12 protein-coding genes are annotated in these 16,101 nt (G+C 70.1%); 6 read left to right on the top strand and 6 right to left on the bottom strand.

All coding sequences use genetic code 11. The features are described 5' to 3' along the window. Positions 1-13 precede the first annotated feature (13 nt). From ACZ6WN_RS05765 to fgd, 5 genes are all read right to left on the bottom strand, one after another. Entirely contained in the window at positions 14-892 is an 879-nt protein-coding gene (locus tag ACZ6WN_RS05765; protein ID WP_465863281.1) for a glycerophosphodiester phosphodiesterase family protein, read from the bottom strand. Between the two features lie 115 nt (positions 893-1,007). After that, positions 1,008-1,733: an acyltransferase gene (locus ACZ6WN_RS05760; RefSeq protein WP_465863280.1), complete on the bottom strand. Its 726-nt coding sequence runs from the start codon at positions 1,731-1,733 to the stop codon at positions 1,008-1,010. 20 nt (positions 1,734-1,753) lie between these two features. Further along, positions 1,754-2,536 carry an SDR family NAD(P)-dependent oxidoreductase gene (locus ACZ6WN_RS05755; protein WP_465863278.1) on the bottom strand — a complete coding sequence of 261 codons (783 nt, stop codon included), beginning with the start codon at positions 2,534-2,536 and terminating at the stop codon, positions 1,754-1,756. A gap of 95 nt (positions 2,537-2,631) precedes the next feature. After that, positions 2,632-3,606, bottom strand: coding sequence for an RNA polymerase subunit sigma-70 (locus ACZ6WN_RS05750; RefSeq protein ID WP_465863277.1), 975 nt, complete (start codon positions 3,604-3,606; stop codon positions 2,632-2,634). Between the two features lie 181 nt (positions 3,607-3,787). After that, a complete protein-coding gene (fgd, locus tag ACZ6WN_RS05745; protein ID WP_465863276.1) occupies positions 3,788-4,792 on the bottom strand; it encodes a glucose-6-phosphate dehydrogenase (coenzyme-F420) in 1,005 nt (334 codons plus the stop codon). Positions 4,793-4,815: 23 nt separating this feature from the next. Between fgd and ACZ6WN_RS05740 the strand changes: the two genes are divergently transcribed. The 4 genes from ACZ6WN_RS05740 (at position 4,816) to ACZ6WN_RS05725 (ending at position 12,090) form a co-directional block, all read left to right on the top strand. Then, the gene (locus tag ACZ6WN_RS05740) at positions 4,816-5,856 is read left to right on the top strand and encodes an LLM class F420-dependent oxidoreductase (RefSeq protein WP_465863275.1); all 1,041 of its coding nucleotides are present in this window, start codon (positions 4,816-4,818) and stop codon (positions 5,854-5,856) included. A 93-nt stretch (positions 5,857-5,949) separates the two neighbouring features. After that, complete coding sequence (locus ACZ6WN_RS05735; protein ID WP_465863273.1) at positions 5,950-8,208, top strand: MMPL family transporter; 2,259 nt, start codon at positions 5,950-5,952, stop codon at positions 8,206-8,208. Between the two features lie 321 nt (positions 8,209-8,529). After that, complete coding sequence (locus ACZ6WN_RS05730) at positions 8,530-9,708, top strand: hypothetical protein (protein WP_465863272.1); 1,179 nt, start codon at positions 8,530-8,532, stop codon at positions 9,706-9,708. A gap of 114 nt (positions 9,709-9,822) precedes the next feature. Further along, positions 9,823-12,090 carry a serine/threonine-protein kinase gene (locus ACZ6WN_RS05725; RefSeq protein ID WP_465863270.1) on the top strand — a complete coding sequence of 756 codons (2,268 nt, stop codon included), beginning with the start codon at positions 9,823-9,825 and terminating at the stop codon, positions 12,088-12,090. A 20-nt stretch (positions 12,091-12,110) separates the two neighbouring features. Here ACZ6WN_RS05725 and ACZ6WN_RS05720 read toward each other — a convergent pair whose 3' ends face one another. Beyond that, positions 12,111-12,845 carry an SDR family oxidoreductase gene (locus tag ACZ6WN_RS05720; RefSeq protein ID WP_465863269.1) on the bottom strand — a complete coding sequence of 245 codons (735 nt, stop codon included), beginning with the start codon at positions 12,843-12,845 and terminating at the stop codon, positions 12,111-12,113. 81 nt (positions 12,846-12,926) lie between these two features. Between ACZ6WN_RS05720 and ACZ6WN_RS05715 the strand changes: the two genes are divergently transcribed. Together ACZ6WN_RS05715 and ACZ6WN_RS05710 are read left to right on the top strand one after the other, a co-directional pair. After that, positions 12,927-13,466: a TetR/AcrR family transcriptional regulator gene (locus tag ACZ6WN_RS05715; protein ID WP_465863268.1), complete on the top strand. Its 540-nt coding sequence runs from the start codon at positions 12,927-12,929 to the stop codon at positions 13,464-13,466. Positions 13,467-13,564: 98 nt separating this feature from the next. After that, entirely contained in the window at positions 13,565-16,090 is a 2,526-nt protein-coding gene (locus tag ACZ6WN_RS05710; RefSeq protein ID WP_465863267.1) for a bifunctional FO biosynthesis protein CofGH, read from the top strand. Positions 16,091-16,101 lie beyond the last annotated feature (11 nt).

The following is a 16,101-nucleotide window of genomic DNA, read 5'->3' as shown; positions in this document are numbered from 1 at the left end:
GGGGAGGCCAGCCTCAGGCCGTACGTGCTTGTGTGGCGTCGAGCAAAGCCGCGATCGGCCGGTTCGGGTAGTCGGCGAAGACCCCGTCGACCCCGGCCTCGAAGAGGCGATCTGCCTGGTCGCGGCCCGCTTTCAGGGTCCAGACGAAGACCAGCAGACCGTGGCGGTGGGCCTCGTCGGCCAAGCCGGTCGGCGGCTGCCCCTTCTTGCGGACCATCGACTTCTTGGGCCCGATGGCCTGGGCGTACGTCGCGATCTCCGCGCAGTCGACCGCACCCCACTTCTTGTCGACCAGCTGCACCAGCGGAAGGTCGGTGCGGGTGCTCATGTCGCGCACCCACGCCTCGTCGAAGCTCTGCAGCCACAGCCGCTGCGTGGGCAGGCCCGGGAGGCTGTTCCAGGCGTCGACGCCGTGGTCGGCCAGCGTCTGCAGGAGGGTCTCGGTGACGGGCAGGCCGATGGAGGCGAAGTACGTCGGGTGCTTGACCTCCACATGCAGCCCGACCCGGCGCCCGCGGCGCTGCGACTCGTCGGCGACGAGCAGCAGCAGCGTGTCGAGGGTGATGATCGGCTGGCTCGTCGTCGGCGCGCCGAGACTGAGCAGCTCGGGGAAGGTGAAGTCCTCGGTGAACCAGCCGGTCCATGTCTTGCCGCTGATCACCTTGGTCGTACGCCGCTCCGCGAACTCCGGGTGCGAGGCGACGTCCGTGGTGCGGGAGAGCTCGTTCTCGTGTCGGAGCACCATCACCCCGTCGCTCGTCATCACCACGTCGGTCTCGAGCGCGTCCACGCCCTGGCGCAGCGCCAGACGGTAGGACTCCAGGGAGTGCTCCGGCAGATAGCCGGGTGCTCCGCGATGGCCGATCACAAGAGGGCGGTGGGCCGATGCCATGGCGCCAAGCGTGCGTGCCGGCAGCGACGCCGCGGCGGGCGCAATATGAATGGGACGTTACGAGCGGCGGGCCATCTTGATCAAGCACAGCCGGTTCGGCACCATCAGGTCCTGCTCACGGGGTGTCCTCGCCGTCCCAGACGACGTTCTCGCGGATCAGCCGAGCGGGGACACCGGCCACGGCCGTACGCGGCTCGACCTTCTGGTTGCGGACCATCGCGCGCATGCCGACGACGGCACCGTCACCGATCTCGGCGTGGCCGGTGACGATCACGTCGCGGCCGAGCCAGACGTGCTCGCCGAAGCGGATGTTGGCTCCGTACGGATTGATCCGCTGCCCCGTCTCACCATCTTCGAGCCGGTGCATGTCGTCGGTGGCGATGTAGACGTTGGCCGCCCAGAGCTGGTCGCGGGCAGCCACGATCGAGCCGCCGTTGCGGGCGTCGATCTGCGCACGCGAGGTCGCGACGAGACCGCCGGAGAGGATCACCGCGGAGCCGCCGCCGCAGTAGATCTCGCCCCAGACCATGCTCGTGTCCGGCCCGATGAAGATCGTCGGCGAGTCGCCGCCGACCAGCAGTGCCTGCATCGAGGTGATGTCGGTCGCGACCACGATCAGCGCATCGGAGAACGGGTAGAACCCGAGCAGCTCGATCAGCCGCTCGTCGAGCGGGAAGCCCTCACGCAGGTAGAGCGCGTTGCCACCCTCGTGCCACCACGTCGGCAACGGTCCGGTGATCTCGCTCAGCTCGAGCCCGGCAAGCACCTCCGGCTCGAGCCCCGCGGCGATGAGCCGCTCCCGATGTACGTCGGTGAGCGGCTCACCCCTGGTCCAGGACATGCCGGGAACCATAACCCGGTTCAGCTCGGGTACATCCCACTGGTCACGTTGAGCCAGGTGCCGGTGATCGCGCCGGCGCCGTCGGAGGCGAGGAAGGTCGCGGTGTCGGCGACCTCCCTCAGCCGCGGCGACCGCTTGGTCATCCGCAGGCCGTCGAGGTTCTCCCTGATCCCGGCGAGGGCCTCCTCCGGAAGGGGCGTCCCGATGACCCGCTCGAACTTCTCGGGGGTGAAGGTCTCGGTGATCCCGGCCGTCCAGATCCCCACGACGCGTACGCCGGCGGGACCGACCTCCGCGGCGAGATCACGGACCAGCGCGTCGAGGGCGCCGTCGGCGGCGCTGGTCCCGCCCATGCCGGGCGCCGAGCCACGTGCGGAGCCGGAGTCGAGCGCGAGCACGACGCCGCGACCCTGCGCGACCATCTGGCGGGCGGCCGCACGGGCGGCGTGGAAGGAGCCGGTGATGCCGCGTACGACCGGCTGGGTGTAGTCCGCCGCCGAGATCTCCAGGAGCGCCTGCCCCTGGATGTCGCCGCGGTCAGCGACGTTGAACGAGATGTCGAGCGAGCCGGTCTCGGCCACGACCCGCTCCACGAAGGCCACCACGGCGTCCTCGTCGAGGACGTCGACCACCCCGTAGCCGGCGGCGCCGACCTCCTCGGCCCGGGCCGCGAGAGTGGCCTCGGTGCGGCCGGCGAGGTAGACCTTGGCGCCCGCCTCGGCGAAGGCCTTCGCGGTCGTCGAGCCGATGTCCCCCGCGCCGCCCCAGACGATGGCGGTGCGGTCCTGAAGCTGTGCGTTCACGATGTCTCCTCAGCAGTTGTCGCGCACCTGGTGTGCGCGATCGACCGTTAGGACGTACGCCACCCCACCCACTCATCGGGTCGGCCGAAACTTTTTCAGATGAGCGCCTGAGGGAGCCCGAAGGCGGGGAAGAGATGCGGCTCGAAGGTGGTGATCTGGGCGAGCCGGCCGTCGACGACCCGGAGCACGTCGAGCGTCTGCGGGCGGTAGATCGTGGTGCCCGGGCGGCGTACATAGCCCGCCACCGCGGGCATCCGGTTGGCGCTCGCCGGGACGAACCGCCACTCGCCGAGGTAGGTCGGCGAGGAAGGATCCAGGTTCGGCCCGACGAACCCCAGCAGCGCCTCGCGCGTGGTGAACCAGAACGGGTTGGGCGGCATGGTCAGCACCACATCGCTGGTGAGCAGCTCGGCGATGCCCTCGCGCCAGTTGCTAGCCCCGGCGGCGATGTAGGCGTCGATGACCTTCCGCTCCTCCTCGGTGGGCCCCTCGGTGCGCCAGGTGGACCGGTCCTCGGGCAGGTGCCGGCGCAGCGCCGGCTTGGCCCGCTGGAGCAGCGAGTTGACCGTGGCGACACTGACCGAGAGCGCGGCCGCGGTGTCGGCGGCCGACCAGCCGAGCACCTCGCGGAAGACGAACACCGCCCGCTGCTGAGGGGTCAGGTGCTGGATCGCGGTGAGGAAGACCAGCTCGATCGTCTCCCGCGCGACCGCCTCCTCCTCCGGACGCTCCGGCTCGAGCAGCGCGTCGGGGAACGGCTGGAGCCACTCCAGCAGCTCCGGGGGCTCGCCGGTGCCGTGGTCGAACCCCGGCAGCGGGGCGTACGTCCTCGGCCGCCGATCGTTGCGGCGCAGGAAGTCGAGGCAGGTGTTGGTCGCGATCCGGTAGAGCCATGCCCGCATCGCCTCGGGGTCGGCCAGCTGGTCGCGCCGCTCCCAGGCCTTCACGAGGGTCTCCTGCACCAGGTCCTCGGCCTCGTCGAAGCTCGCCACCATCCGGTAGCAGTGCACCCTCAGCTCGCGCCGGTGCTTCTCGGCGGCCTCCACGAACGGATCGCCCATCACGCCCATGCCTGGTGAGCGTAGGCCCTGGCCGACACTCCCGACACGGATTTTGCAAGCAATGTCAAACCGGTGCAACGCAACCCATCCGCACGACGTACCACGTATGTGGGGCGGTCCTCCCAGGGCCCCGGCCGCTGTGTGAGTGAAGTGTCTCCCCGGCCGGGGCCCTGGTCCGTTCCGGGCGCGATCAGATGAGACCGCGGAGCTTCGGGAGGATCTCCTCGCCGTACAGCTTCAGGAACTTCGCCTGGTCCGGCCCCGGGGCGTGGAAGACCAGGTGGGTGAAGCCCATGTCGAGGTATTCCTTGATCCGGGCGACGTGCTCGTCGGGGTCGGTCGACACGATGAACCGCTTGGCGGTCGCCTCTGTCGGGAGCGCGTCGGCGAGGCGCTGCATCTCCACCGGGTCCTCGACGGAGTGCTTCTGCTCGGGGGTGAGACCGAGAGCGCCCCAGAATCGGGTGGCCTCCATCGCCTGCTCCAGATCGTGGTCGAAGGAGACCTTGACCTCGATCATCATGTCGACGTCCTCCGGCTTGCGGCCGGAGAGCTCGATGCCGGTGCGTACGGCCGGGAGCAGCGTGTCGGTGTAGAGCTCGGCGCCCTTGCCGGAGGTGGTGATGTAGCCGTCACCGGCACGGCCGGCGTACTTGGTCGCGGCGGGACCCGAACCCGCCAGGTAGATCGGGACCGGCGTGGAGGGCTTGTCGTAGATGGTCGCCCGGTCGAGCTGGTAGTAGTCGCCCTCGAAGGTGACCCGGTCCTCCGTCCAGAGCTTCTTGATCACCCGCACGGCCTCGCGGAACCGCGCGAAGCGCACCTTGCCCTCCGGCCACTCCACACCCAGCGGCGCCTCGTTCATCGCCTCACCGGTGCCCATGCCGAGCACGACACGGTCGGGGAAGAGCGAGCCGAGGGTCGCGAAGGACTGCGCCACGATCGCCGGGTGGTAGCGGAACGTCGGGGTGAGCACCGAGGTGCCCATCACGATCCGCTCCGTGCGCGCGCCGAGCGCGCCCAGCCAGGTCATGGCGAACGGCGCATGCCCACCGTCGTGCCGCCAGGGCTGGAGATGGTCGGAGATGAAGACCGAGTCGAAACCCTGCTCCTCCGCCATCACGCCGTAGTTCAGCAGCTCCGTGGGTGCGAACTGCTCGTTGGACGCCTTGTATCCGAACCTGATCTCCGTCACACGGTCACGGTAGCCTCCTCGGCATGAAGCTTGCGATGCCCTTGACGTACTTCGGGAACCCCCGCGAGACCGCGGACCAGGTCGTCGGCCTGGAGAAGGCCGGACTCGACCAGCTCTGGGTCGCCGAGCCGTACGGCTTCGACGCGGTCTCTCTGCTCGGCTACCTGGCCGCGAAGACCGAGAGGGTCGAGCTCGGCGCGGGCATCCTCAACATCTACAGCCGTACGCCGGGAGCGCTGCTCCAGACCGCGGCCGGCCTCGACAACGTCTCCGGCGGTCGCGCGATCCTGGGCCTGGGTGCGAGCGGGCCCCAGGTCATCGAGGGCTTCCACGGGGTGGCGTACGACAAGCCGCTGACCCGCACCCGCGAGATCATCGCGCTGCTGCGCTCCGGGCTGCGCGGCGAGCGGCTACAGAGCGACGGGCTCTACAAGATCCCGCTGCCGGCCGACCAGGGCACCGGCCTCGGCAAGCCGCTCAAGCTGCTCAACCGGCCCGAGCGGGCCGACACCCCGATCTGGGTGGCCGCGCTGGGTGACAACAACGTCGCCATGACCGCCGAGGTCGCCGACGGCTGGCTGCCGTTCCAGTTCCTGCCCGACAAGGCCCGCGAGGTCTGGGGCGAGGCCCTCGACAAGGGTCTGGCCAAGCGCTCGCCCGACCTGAAGCCGCTGGAGATCTCCGCCGGCGGCCTCCTCGCGATCACCGACGACCCCGACGAGGCCAAGCGTCACCGCGACACGATGCGCGGTCTGCTGGCCCTGTACGTCGGTGGCATGGGCGCCCGCGGCAAGAACTTCTACAACGACATGGCCGTGAAGTACGGCTTCGGCGACGCGGCCAAGAAGATCCAGGACCTCTACCTCGACGGGCACAAGCGCGACGCCGAGGCCGAGGTGCCCGAGGCCTGGCTCGAGGCCGGCAACCTGGTCGGGCCGGAGTCGTTCGTGAAGGAGCGGATCGCGGCGTTCAAGGAGGCCGGCGTGACCAGTCTCCAGGTCACCCCCGCCTTCGGCACCGACGGCCTCGCGTCGATCGCCCAGGTCAAGGAGTGGCTGGCCTGATCTCCCCGGCCGGCTGTGACTTCGCTTACCCTCACGGCCGGCCCGGCCGTCCCCCTGTGACCTTGCCCCCGCGGGCATTGGTTGCATGGACGCATGTCTGAGCGGATCGTCAGCGCCATCACCGGGCCCGTCACGAAATGGGTCGTGCTCGGCTTCTGGCTGGTGATGCTGGTGCTGATGGGGCCGCTGACCGGCAAGCTCGGCGACGTCGAGTCCCACGACAGCTCCGACTGGCTGCCGGCCAACGCGGAGTCGACGCAGGCGATCGACGAGCTCGCCAAGGTGCAGGACCCCGACGACCTCACCACGACGATCGTCTACCACCGCGAGGGTGGCCTGACGACGTCCGACTACACCGGGATCGTGCTGCAGATCCCGGAGATCGCGTCGCTCGACGGCGTGGTCACGCAGGAGAGCAAGCCCGATCAGCCGGTGATGCCGGCGATCGCCTACCCGACCGGCGAGAAGAACGGCCAGAAGCATGGCCTGGTCTCCGCCGACGGCGAGGTCGCCACGGTCTCGCTCGTGGTCAACTACGCCGACGAGGACCCGACCGCGCTGCTCGACCTGCGCGACGACCTGGTCGAGCTGACGAAGATCGACGGCGTCGACGTCTACATCGGCGGCGCGGGCGGCTCCACCGCCGACCAGATGGAGGCGGGCGCCGGGATCGGCGGCGCACTGCTGTACGCGGCCGCCGGCGTGGTCATCGTGATCCTGCTGATCACCTACCGCAGCCCGGTGCTCTGGTTCCTTCCCCTCGTCTCGGTCCTCGTCGCCCTGGTCGTGTCGATGGGGGTCGTCTACCTCTGCGCGATGTACGCCGGCCTGACCCTCAACCAGATGAACCGGGCCATCCTCGACGTGCTCGTCTTCGGCGCCGGCACCGACTACGCGCTCCTGCTCATCGCCAGATACCGCGAGGAGCTCGGCCGGCACGAGGACAGGCACAAGGCGATGGCGGCGGCGCTGCGCGGGTCGGCGCCCGCGATCATCGCCTCGGCCGGCACCGTCACCGTCGGCATGCTCGGCCTGATGGTCGCCACCATGGGGTCGACCGCCAGCCTCGGCCCGGTCTGCGCGATCGGCATCGTCGCCGGCCTCGTCGTGATGCTGACCCTGCTCCCGGCGCTGCTGGTGATCACGGGTCGCTGGGTGTTCTGGCCGGTCAAGCCGGCGTACGGCACCAGCGGCGAGAAGCACGGCGGCATCTGGGCGCGGCTCGGCGGCTGGATCCGGAAGCGGCCGCGGGCGGTCTGGGTCGGCACCGCCGCGGTGCTGCTGGCCTGCTGCGGCGGGCTCTCGATGCTCAACATCACCACCCTGGACAGCTCCGAGACCTACACCAAGGACTTTCCCTCGCTGATCGGCGACCGGGTGCTCGAGGAGCACGACCTCGGCGACCCCTCCAACCCGATCCAGGTCGTCTCCGCCCCGGGCACCGAGAAGGACGTCGTCGAGGCGCTCACCCGGGCCGGCTACGACGGCGTCACCCCGGTCACCGACGGCACCCACGAGGTCGCGCTGACCGCGGTCCCGCTGTCCACCGACCCGATGTCGAAGGCGTCGTTCGACACCGTCGAGGACGTACGCAGCGTGGTCCACTCCGTCCAGGGCGCCGACGCGCTCGCCACCGGCACCGCCGCGATCCAGCTCGACATGGCCTCGGCGACCGACCGGGACACCAAGGTCGTGATGCCGCTGGTGCTCGGACTGGTGCTGATCATCTTGATGATCCTGCTCCGCTCGGTGCTCTCCCCGCTGCTGCTGATGGCCACGGTCGTGCTCAGCTTCGGCGCCGCGCTCGGCCTCTCGGCGATCATCTTCGACGCCATGGGCTTCGCCGGGCAGGGCCGCGAGTTCCCGCTGTTCGTCTTCGTGTTCCTGGTCGCGCTGGGCATCGACTACAACATCTTCCTGATGCACCGGGTCCGCGAGGAGGTCGTCACCCACGGCGACACCCGGCGCGCCTCCCTGGTCGCCCTCTCGGCGACCGGTGGCGTCATCACCAGCGCCGGTATCGTCCTGGCCGCGACGTTCGCGGTGCTCACCACGCTGCCCCATGTGAGCTTCATCGAGATCGGCCTGGCGATCGCCCTCGGCGTACTCCTCGACACCCTCGTGGTCCGCTCCATCCTGGTGACCGCCCTCAACCTCGACCTGGGCGACGTCATCTGGTGGCCGAGCAGGCTCGCCCGCGGGCGAACGAGAGCTCCGTCGCCGCACCCGGCTCCGGTTGTTCGGCGGCCGATGCCGCCTCGGGACGGCCAGCGCCGTCCCGACCTCCGTGGCCGACCCGACCTCCGGGGCTATCCGCAACCGCCTCGGCCACGCAATCCTGGCCAGTACTGAGGCCAGGCTGCGGATTCGGCGAAGTGTCTTTACGATGTGCCTACGACTCGGGTCGCTCGGCCCGGTCGCTCCACTTCACTGACATGCGGGGCGTGCGACATGGGGCCAGACGACCAGGACAAGACGAGACCGGGTACGCCGCGGCCCACGCCGCCTCCTGCGCCTGAGCCGGCCAACCCGATCGACCCGGACGCGACCAGGATCCCCAGCGCGAGCCCCACCCCGCCGCCGCCGCCTCCGCCGCCGTCGCCGCCGCCGTCGTCACCCCCTCCTGCTCAGCCGCCGTCGTGGACACCGCCCCCGCCGCCGCCCACGATGGCGATGCCCGCGGCACCGCCCAGCGGCTACGGGCCGCCTCCGGGGCAGCCGCCGGTTGCGTACGCCTCGGGTTATGGCCTGCCGCCGCACCACCAGCAGCCCAAGAAGAGCAACAAGGGGCTGCTGATCGGGCTGGGTGCCGCAGGTGCGGTGGTGCTCGTCGCTCTGCTCGGCACCGGCGCGTGGGCGTTCTTCAGCGGGCGCCTCGGGTTCGGCCCGTTGAGCGCCGAGGACAAGAAGGCGGTGACCGCGATCGCCGCGGACGCGCCGAAGCCGTCCTGGGCCTCGGCCGGGGACGCCAGGTGCGCCGCCGAGCAGCTGGTCGCGGACGAGCGCAGCGACGCCCTGCGCAAGGCCGGCCTGATCCAGATCTCCGGCGAGTCGGTGACCTACACCGGCGCCTGGCGGGGACCGCAGGCGACGACGTACGCCGAGGGCCTGCTCTCCTGCTCGGGCGACTGGAGCAAGGCGATCGGCAAGGAGTGGGCACTGACCGACACCGACTGCCTCGGCGACGTCGACGAGAGCGCGATGGCCGGCCTGATCACCACCCAGGTCATGGAGGTCGAGGACGCCGGCGTCACGAGGCAGGCCGAGAAGGCGGTCGCCGCGCTCGACGAGTGCTACGTCAGCGACGAGCTCACCGCGCCGGCCGCGACCGCCACCCCGGCCGTGCTCGGCGTCGACTTCGCGGTCACCTCGCCCACCGTCGAGGGCAGCGAGGTGGTCGTGCAGGCGAAGTCCGCCGACTCCTCGGAGTGGGCCCCGGTGAGCGGCGGAAAGATCAACATCCCCGTACGCGAGGGCGGCCAGGAGGGCTGCGCGACCTTCCAGGCCTCGATCAGCTACCCCTGGGGCACCACCAAAACCAGCGAGAGCGAGGCCTGCGGGAAGGCGAAGGACCGCCGGCTGTGGTGGACGAAGGACAAGTCGTGCGCCCAGCCGAAGTACGCCCCGTGCAGCTCCTGGACGCTCCACTACGAGGGCTACGAGCTCCTCTCCAGCGTCACGATCAAGCTGAAGCTGAACGGCGGGGACTGCCGGTCGGCCTCCGGGTCCTGCTCGGACAGGGCCTTCGTCACCAAGCCGAGCGGCACCTGGACCAACTGGACCGCACCCAAGGGCTGGAAGGACCGGTTCACCGCCGAGGTCGACGGGCTCAAAGCCGTACTTCCTAACTAACGCCTTAACAAATGGTCTCGCCCGTGGCGTTGCCGCACGACGATCGTTAAGGGGACGCTAGGGTTTCGGCAGAGGTCTGGAATCGGGTAAAAAAATCAGGGCGAGGTTCTAAAGATGGTTGCGTTCCCCCAGGAAGGCGAGCAGTTCGGTCGCTACGTGATCGAGCGGGTCCTGGGTCAAGGTGGCATGGGTGTCGTCTACCAGGCGAAGGACCCGGCGCTGCGACGCAAGGTGGCCCTGAAGCTGGTCCTGCCCTCGCTCACGGTGGACAAGGACTTCATCACCCGCTTCGAGCGGGAGGCCAACATCCTGGCCAAGCTGCGCTCGCGCAACATCGTGCAGATCATCGAGTACGGCGAGGTCGAGGGCACCGTCTACCTCGTCACCGAGTACGTCCCCGATGGCGACCTGCACGGCTGGCTGAAGACCCAGGGGCCGCTGGAGACCGTCCAGGCGCTGCGCCTGGTCGGCGACGTCAGCGACGCGCTCTTCGACGCCCACCGCGCCGGCGTGGTCCACCGCGACGTGAAGCCGTCCAACGTGCTCCTGTGGGAGCGCCAGGAGGGCGAGCTCGTCCCCTATCTCACCGACTTCGGCATCGCGACCGAGGGTGACTCCAACGTGACCCGGGCCGGCTCCGTGGTAGGCTCGCTGCCCTACATGTCGCCCGAGCGTCACATGGGTGAGCAGGCGACCGCGTCGGGCGACATCTACGCCGCCGGCTGTCTGCTGTGGGCCTGTCTGACCGGCAAGGCCCCCTACGTCGGCACCGACTTCGAGCTGATGAGCGCCCACATCAACAGCCCGGTGCCGCGGCTGCCCGCCTCGACGCCGGGCGCCGACCTGATCAACCCGATCATCCAGCGGGCGCTGGCCAAGAAGCCGGAGAACCGCTTCCGGACCGCCTCCGAGCTCGCCAAGGCTCTCGACAAGGCCGCCGACCGGCTCGAGGAGTCCGGGATGGGCGGCGGCATCATCGGCGGCGTCGCCGGACCGGCCGCCGCCGACCTCGGCTCCCGTCCCGGCGCCGGCTACGACACCACCTCCAGCGGCACCTCCGGGGGCGGCACCCCCGTGCCCGAGGCGGAGGCCCAGCCGACGATCGTCAAGCGCCCGGGCGACGGCACCCCGACTCCCGCCCCGCTCGCCAACGAGACCGACTCCACGGTCGTGCACAGCGGCAAGGGCCTGCCCCACGCCGCGGCCGCAGCGGCCGCGACCGGCGGCACCGGCGCCGGTGGTGGCCAGCCCGAGTGGCTGCCCTCGCACCACTCCAACGCCGGCCAGGGCGACGGCGGCGACAAGAAGAGGCTCTACACCATCGTCGGCGGCGGGGTCGCCGCGGTCCTGCTCCTCGGCGTCGGCATCTTCACCCAGGGCTTCGGCATCTTCGGTCTCCACGGCGACGACGCCAAGGCGGCCGAGGCGATCGCCAGCGGCGTACCCAAGCCGGGGTGGGCCACCGAGGACCAGATGACCTGCGCGGCCGAGACCCTGGTCGGGAAGGTGCCCGCCGCCGAACTGCGCTCCCACGGGGTCGTGGACGCGGGCGACGACTGGACCTACACCGGCGACTGGCCGGCCGACGACGCGATGAAGTTCACCCAGGGCATGCTCGACTGCACCGAGTCCTGGGCGACCGAGATCGGCGACAACTGGAAGGTCGGCGACACCCGCTGCATGGAGAAGGAGGTCGACAAGACCTCCATGGCCGGTCTCCTCGCGGTCGGGGACCTCCTCAAGGACGGCGACACCGGCGCCGCCGGCCCGGCCAGCGAGAAGGCCGTCAAGGCCCTCGACGCGTGCTACGTCAAGGCCGACGCGCTCGGCGCCAAGGTGACCCCCAAGGCCGCCTACATGCAGGTCGACTTCGACGTGCAGGAGCCCACCGCACCCGGTGGGCAGTCGGTGATCGGGATCGCCAAGAAGGGCAGCAGCAGCTACGAGAAGCTCAAGGGCTCCACCTACGAGCTCCCCGTCACCGAGGGCGGCGTCGAGGGCTGCATCGCGGTCAAGACCACCGTCACCTTCGCCTGGGGCACCGCGAAGGCCACCGACGCCGATGCGTGCGGCAAGGCCGAGCCGAAGAAGCTCATGTGGGACAAGCTCGACAAGTGCACCGATCCGACCTACACGAAGCGAAAGATCGCGTGCAACACCTGGCAGCTCAACTTCGAGGGCTTCGAACCCGGCAAGAAGTTCAACGTGAAGCTCACCCGCAACGGCGGCAAGTGCTCGGAGGCGAAGGGCGCTCAGTGCACCTACCCAGGCACCCCCGCCGGCGACGGCCGAGGCGCCGTCGTCCAGTGGTCGGGCCCGCAGGACTGGACGGACAGGTTCGTCGCCACCGCCCCCGGCGCGAGCGCTCAGATCGACAACTGACCTTCGGTCCGCCCGGCAGGTCAGTTCTGCCGGGTCGGGCGGATGGTGAGGTCCCCGATCTCGACGTCCTCGGGCATGTCGATGGCGAACGCGATGGCTCGGGCGACCATCTCGGCCGAGATCCCCAGCTCGGCCATGCGCCGCTGCGCCTCCGCACGTGAGGTGTCGTCCACGACGTTGTCGACCAGCTCGGTCTGAACGAATCCGGGTGAGATCGAGGTCGTCCGCAGGGTCCCGTCGGTGGATTCCTGGCGCAGCGCTTCGAGGACGGTCCGGACCGCGTTCTTCGTACCCGCGTACACCGCCTGGGTCGGGACGATCTTGAGTCCCGACGTCGAGACCGTGGTGACGAGGTGGCCCCGTCCTTGGTCACGGAAGACGGGGAGCGCCGCAGCGACCCCGTTGAGGACGCCGCGCAGGTTGACGTCGATCATGGCGTCCCAGCCGTCGACGTCGAGGTCGCTCATCGGCCCGAGGTGACTGATCCCGGCGTTGGAGACCAGGACGTCCAGAGCGCCGAACTCCTCGACCGCGAACCTGACAAAGCGCTGCATGTCCTCACGCCGCGCGACGTCCACCTCGTACGCCACCGCTCGACCTCCCGCCTGAGTGATCTCCTCGACGATCGTCGCCAGCCTCGCCGTGCGGCGCGCGCCGAGCACCACCGCCGCACCCTTGGCGGCGAGCAGTCGAGCGGTTGCCTCACCGATCCCGCTGCTCGCCCCGGTGATCGCGACTGTCTTTCCCTCGATCATGCTTTCTCCCGACTAAAGTGGACAACTGTCCGTAAGAGATTATCGGACAACTGTCCGTTTATCGATCACGAAAGTCTCCCGATGTCCCCACGCGCCGATGCAGAGCACAACCGCGACCGCATCCTGGTCGCCGCTCGCGCCGCGCTCGCCTCCGCCGACGAGGTACGCCTCAGCGCGGTCGCCCGCGCGGCCGGTGTCGGGCAGGCCACGCTCTACCGGCATTTCCAGACCCGAGAAGACCTGCTGGCCGCGGCCTATGACCGTGAGGTGGACGAGCTGGCCGGCGCCGCGCCACGACTGCTCGCGGAGCACCCGCCGCTCGACGCCCTGCGGCTGTGGCTCGCGGAGGTGGCTGACTACGCGCAGGTCAAACGAGGACTGATCAGCGCGGTCGAGGCGACCGTGTGGCGTGAGCTGACCGACGCCAGCATCGTCCGGATCACCTCGGCCGTCGACGAGCTGCTGCAAGCCGGCCGGCGCGCGGGGGAGGTGCGCTCGGACGTGGACGCCCGCGACGTGATCCTGCTCATCGGCTACCTCGCGCGCCTCAACGACGACGAGTGGGACCTGCGCGCCCGACACCTGCTCGATGTGATCATCGACGGGCTACGTCGACACTGACCGGCCGGACATCGTCCGAGAGCCCTCGCCACCACACCTGGTCTCGACGTATCCATCCGCCATCGGCGCTTGCACCCCCGAGGACTAGGCTGCAAGTGATGAGCGAGCAGCCGACACCTCAGCAGATCCGCCGGGCCCTGGCCCGGGCCGAACGAGGCGCAGCCCTGGACGTGGCGGAGGCTTCGGCTCTCCTCGCGGCCGGGGGCGACGACCTGAAACGGTTGACCGCAGCCGCGGCGAAGGTACGCGACGCCGGGCTGGTCGCGGCCGGGCGACCGGAGACGGTGACCTACTCCCCGAAGGTCTTCATCCCGGTCACCAAGCTGTGCCGGGACCGGTGCCACTACTGCACGTTCGTGGAGACACCGGCACAGGCGGAGCGCGAGGGCCGCGAGCCCTACCTCAGCCCCGACGAGATCCTCGAGATCGCCGCCGAGGGTGCGAAGCTCGGCTGCCTGGAGGCGCTGTTCACCCTCGGTGACCGACCCGAGGACCGCTGGCCCGAAGCCCGGGAGTGGCTCGAGAGCCGCGGCTACGAGTCGACCCTCGACTACGTGCGCGCGATGGCGATCCGCGTGCTCGAGGAGACCGGCCTGCTCCCCCACCTCAACCCCGGGGTGATGTCGTGGGAGGAGATGAACCGGCTCAAGCCCGTCTCCCCCTCGATGGGGATGATGCTCGAGACCACCAGCCGCAGGCTGTTCGAGACCAAGGGCGAGGCCCACTTCGGCTCCCCCGACAAGGATCCGGCGGTCCGCCTGCGGGTGCTCGAGGACGCAGGCCGCCTCTCGATCCCGTTCACCTCCGGCCTCCTGGTCGGTATCGGCGAGACGCTCACCGAGCGCGCGGAGACGATCTTCGCGCTGCGGAAGGTGCACAAGGCGTACGCCGGGCTGCAGGAGATCATCGTGCAGAACTTCCGGGCGAAGCCGGCGACCGCGATGCGCCACGTGGACGACCTGGGACTGGACGAGTATCTGGCCGCGATCGCGGTCGCCCGGATCGTCCTCGGGCCGAAGGCCCGGGTTCAGGCGCCGCCCAACCTGGTCGACCTCGACGAGTGCCGGGCGCTGCTCGGAGCCGGCATCGACGACTGGGGCGGCGTCTCGCCGCTCACCCCCGACCACGTCAACCCCGAACGCCCCTGGCCCTCGCTGGACGCGTTGCGCCAGGTCACCGCCGAGGCCGGCTTCCAGCTCCGGCCGCGGCTGACCGTCCACCCGGAGTACGTCGCCGGCACCCTGCGCGACGGCCAGTCCTGGATCGACCCGCGGGTCCTCTCCCACGTCGAGGCCCTCGCCGACGAGGACGGCCTGGCCCGTGACGGCGTCCGGCCCGAGGGTCACCCGTGGCAGGAGCCCGACGGTGGCTTCACCGCCGCCGGCCGCGTCGACCTGCACACCTCCGTCGACACCGAAGGCCGCACCAACGACCGCCGCGACGACTTCGAGACGGTCTACGGCGACTGGGACGCCGTCCGGGAGGCGGCCACCGCGACCGGTGCTCCCGCCGTCCTGCACGCTGAAGGGAGCGCGGCTCTGGCCGCCGCCGAGAAGGACCCCGGCAACCTCTCCGACGAGCACGCGCTGACCCTGATGACCGCCGAGGGCGACCTGCTGCGCCAGGTCACCAGGCTCGCCGACGACCTGCGCCAGGAGGTCAACGGCGACACCGTCACGTACGTCGTCAACAGGAACATCAACTTCACCAACGTCTGCTACGTCGGCTGCCGGTTCTGCGCCTTCGCCCAGCGGCGCACGGACGCGGATGCGTACTCCCTCGACCTGGACCAGGTCGCCGACCGCGCCGAGGAGGCGTGGAACCTCGGCGCGACCGAGGTCTGCATGCAGGGCGGAATCGATCCGGAGCTCCCGAGCACCGCCTACTTCGACCTCGTCCAGGCCGTGAAGCAGCGGGTGCCGGAGATGCACGTGCACGCGTTCAGCCCGATGGAGATCGTCAACGGCACCGCCCGCACCGGCCTCTCCATCGAGGACTTCCTGATCAAGGTCCGCGAGGCCGGGCTGGGCTCGCTCCCGGGCACGGCGGCCGAGATCCTCGACGACGAGGTCCGCTGGGTGCTGACCAAGGGCAAGCTGCCCGCGAAGACCTGGATCGAGATCGTCTCGACCGCCCACCGCGTCGGGATCCCGACGACCTCGACGATGATGTACGGCCACGTCGACAACCCGCGCCACTGGGTCGGCCACCTCCGCGTCCTCGCCGGCATCCAGGACCGGGCCCGCGAGCACGGCAACGCCGGCTTCACCGAGTTCGTGCCGCTCCCGTTCGTGCACACCAGCGCACCGATCTACCTCGCCGGCGCAGCCCGCCCCGGCCCCACGATGCGCGACAACCTCGCGGTGCACGCGCTGGCAAGGATCATGCTCCACGGCCGCATCGACAACATCCAGACCAGCTGGGTCAAGCTCGGTGTCGACGGCACCCGGGCGATGCTCCAGGCCGGCGCCAACGACCTCGGCGGCACGCTGATGGAGGAGACCATCTCCCGGATGGCCGGCTCCGAGCACGGCTCGGCAAAAACTGTGTCCGAGCTCGAAGACATCGGCGCCGGCATAGGGCGGGCGGTATCGGAACGGACTACCCTCTACGATCCTCGCTGAACTGTTCTCGA

The sequence above is a fragment of the Nocardioides sp. NPDC054178 genome (assembly GCF_055585005.1).
The sequence above is the reverse complement of the archived record's forward strand: the minus strand, read 5'-3'. Positions and strand labels throughout refer to the sequence as shown.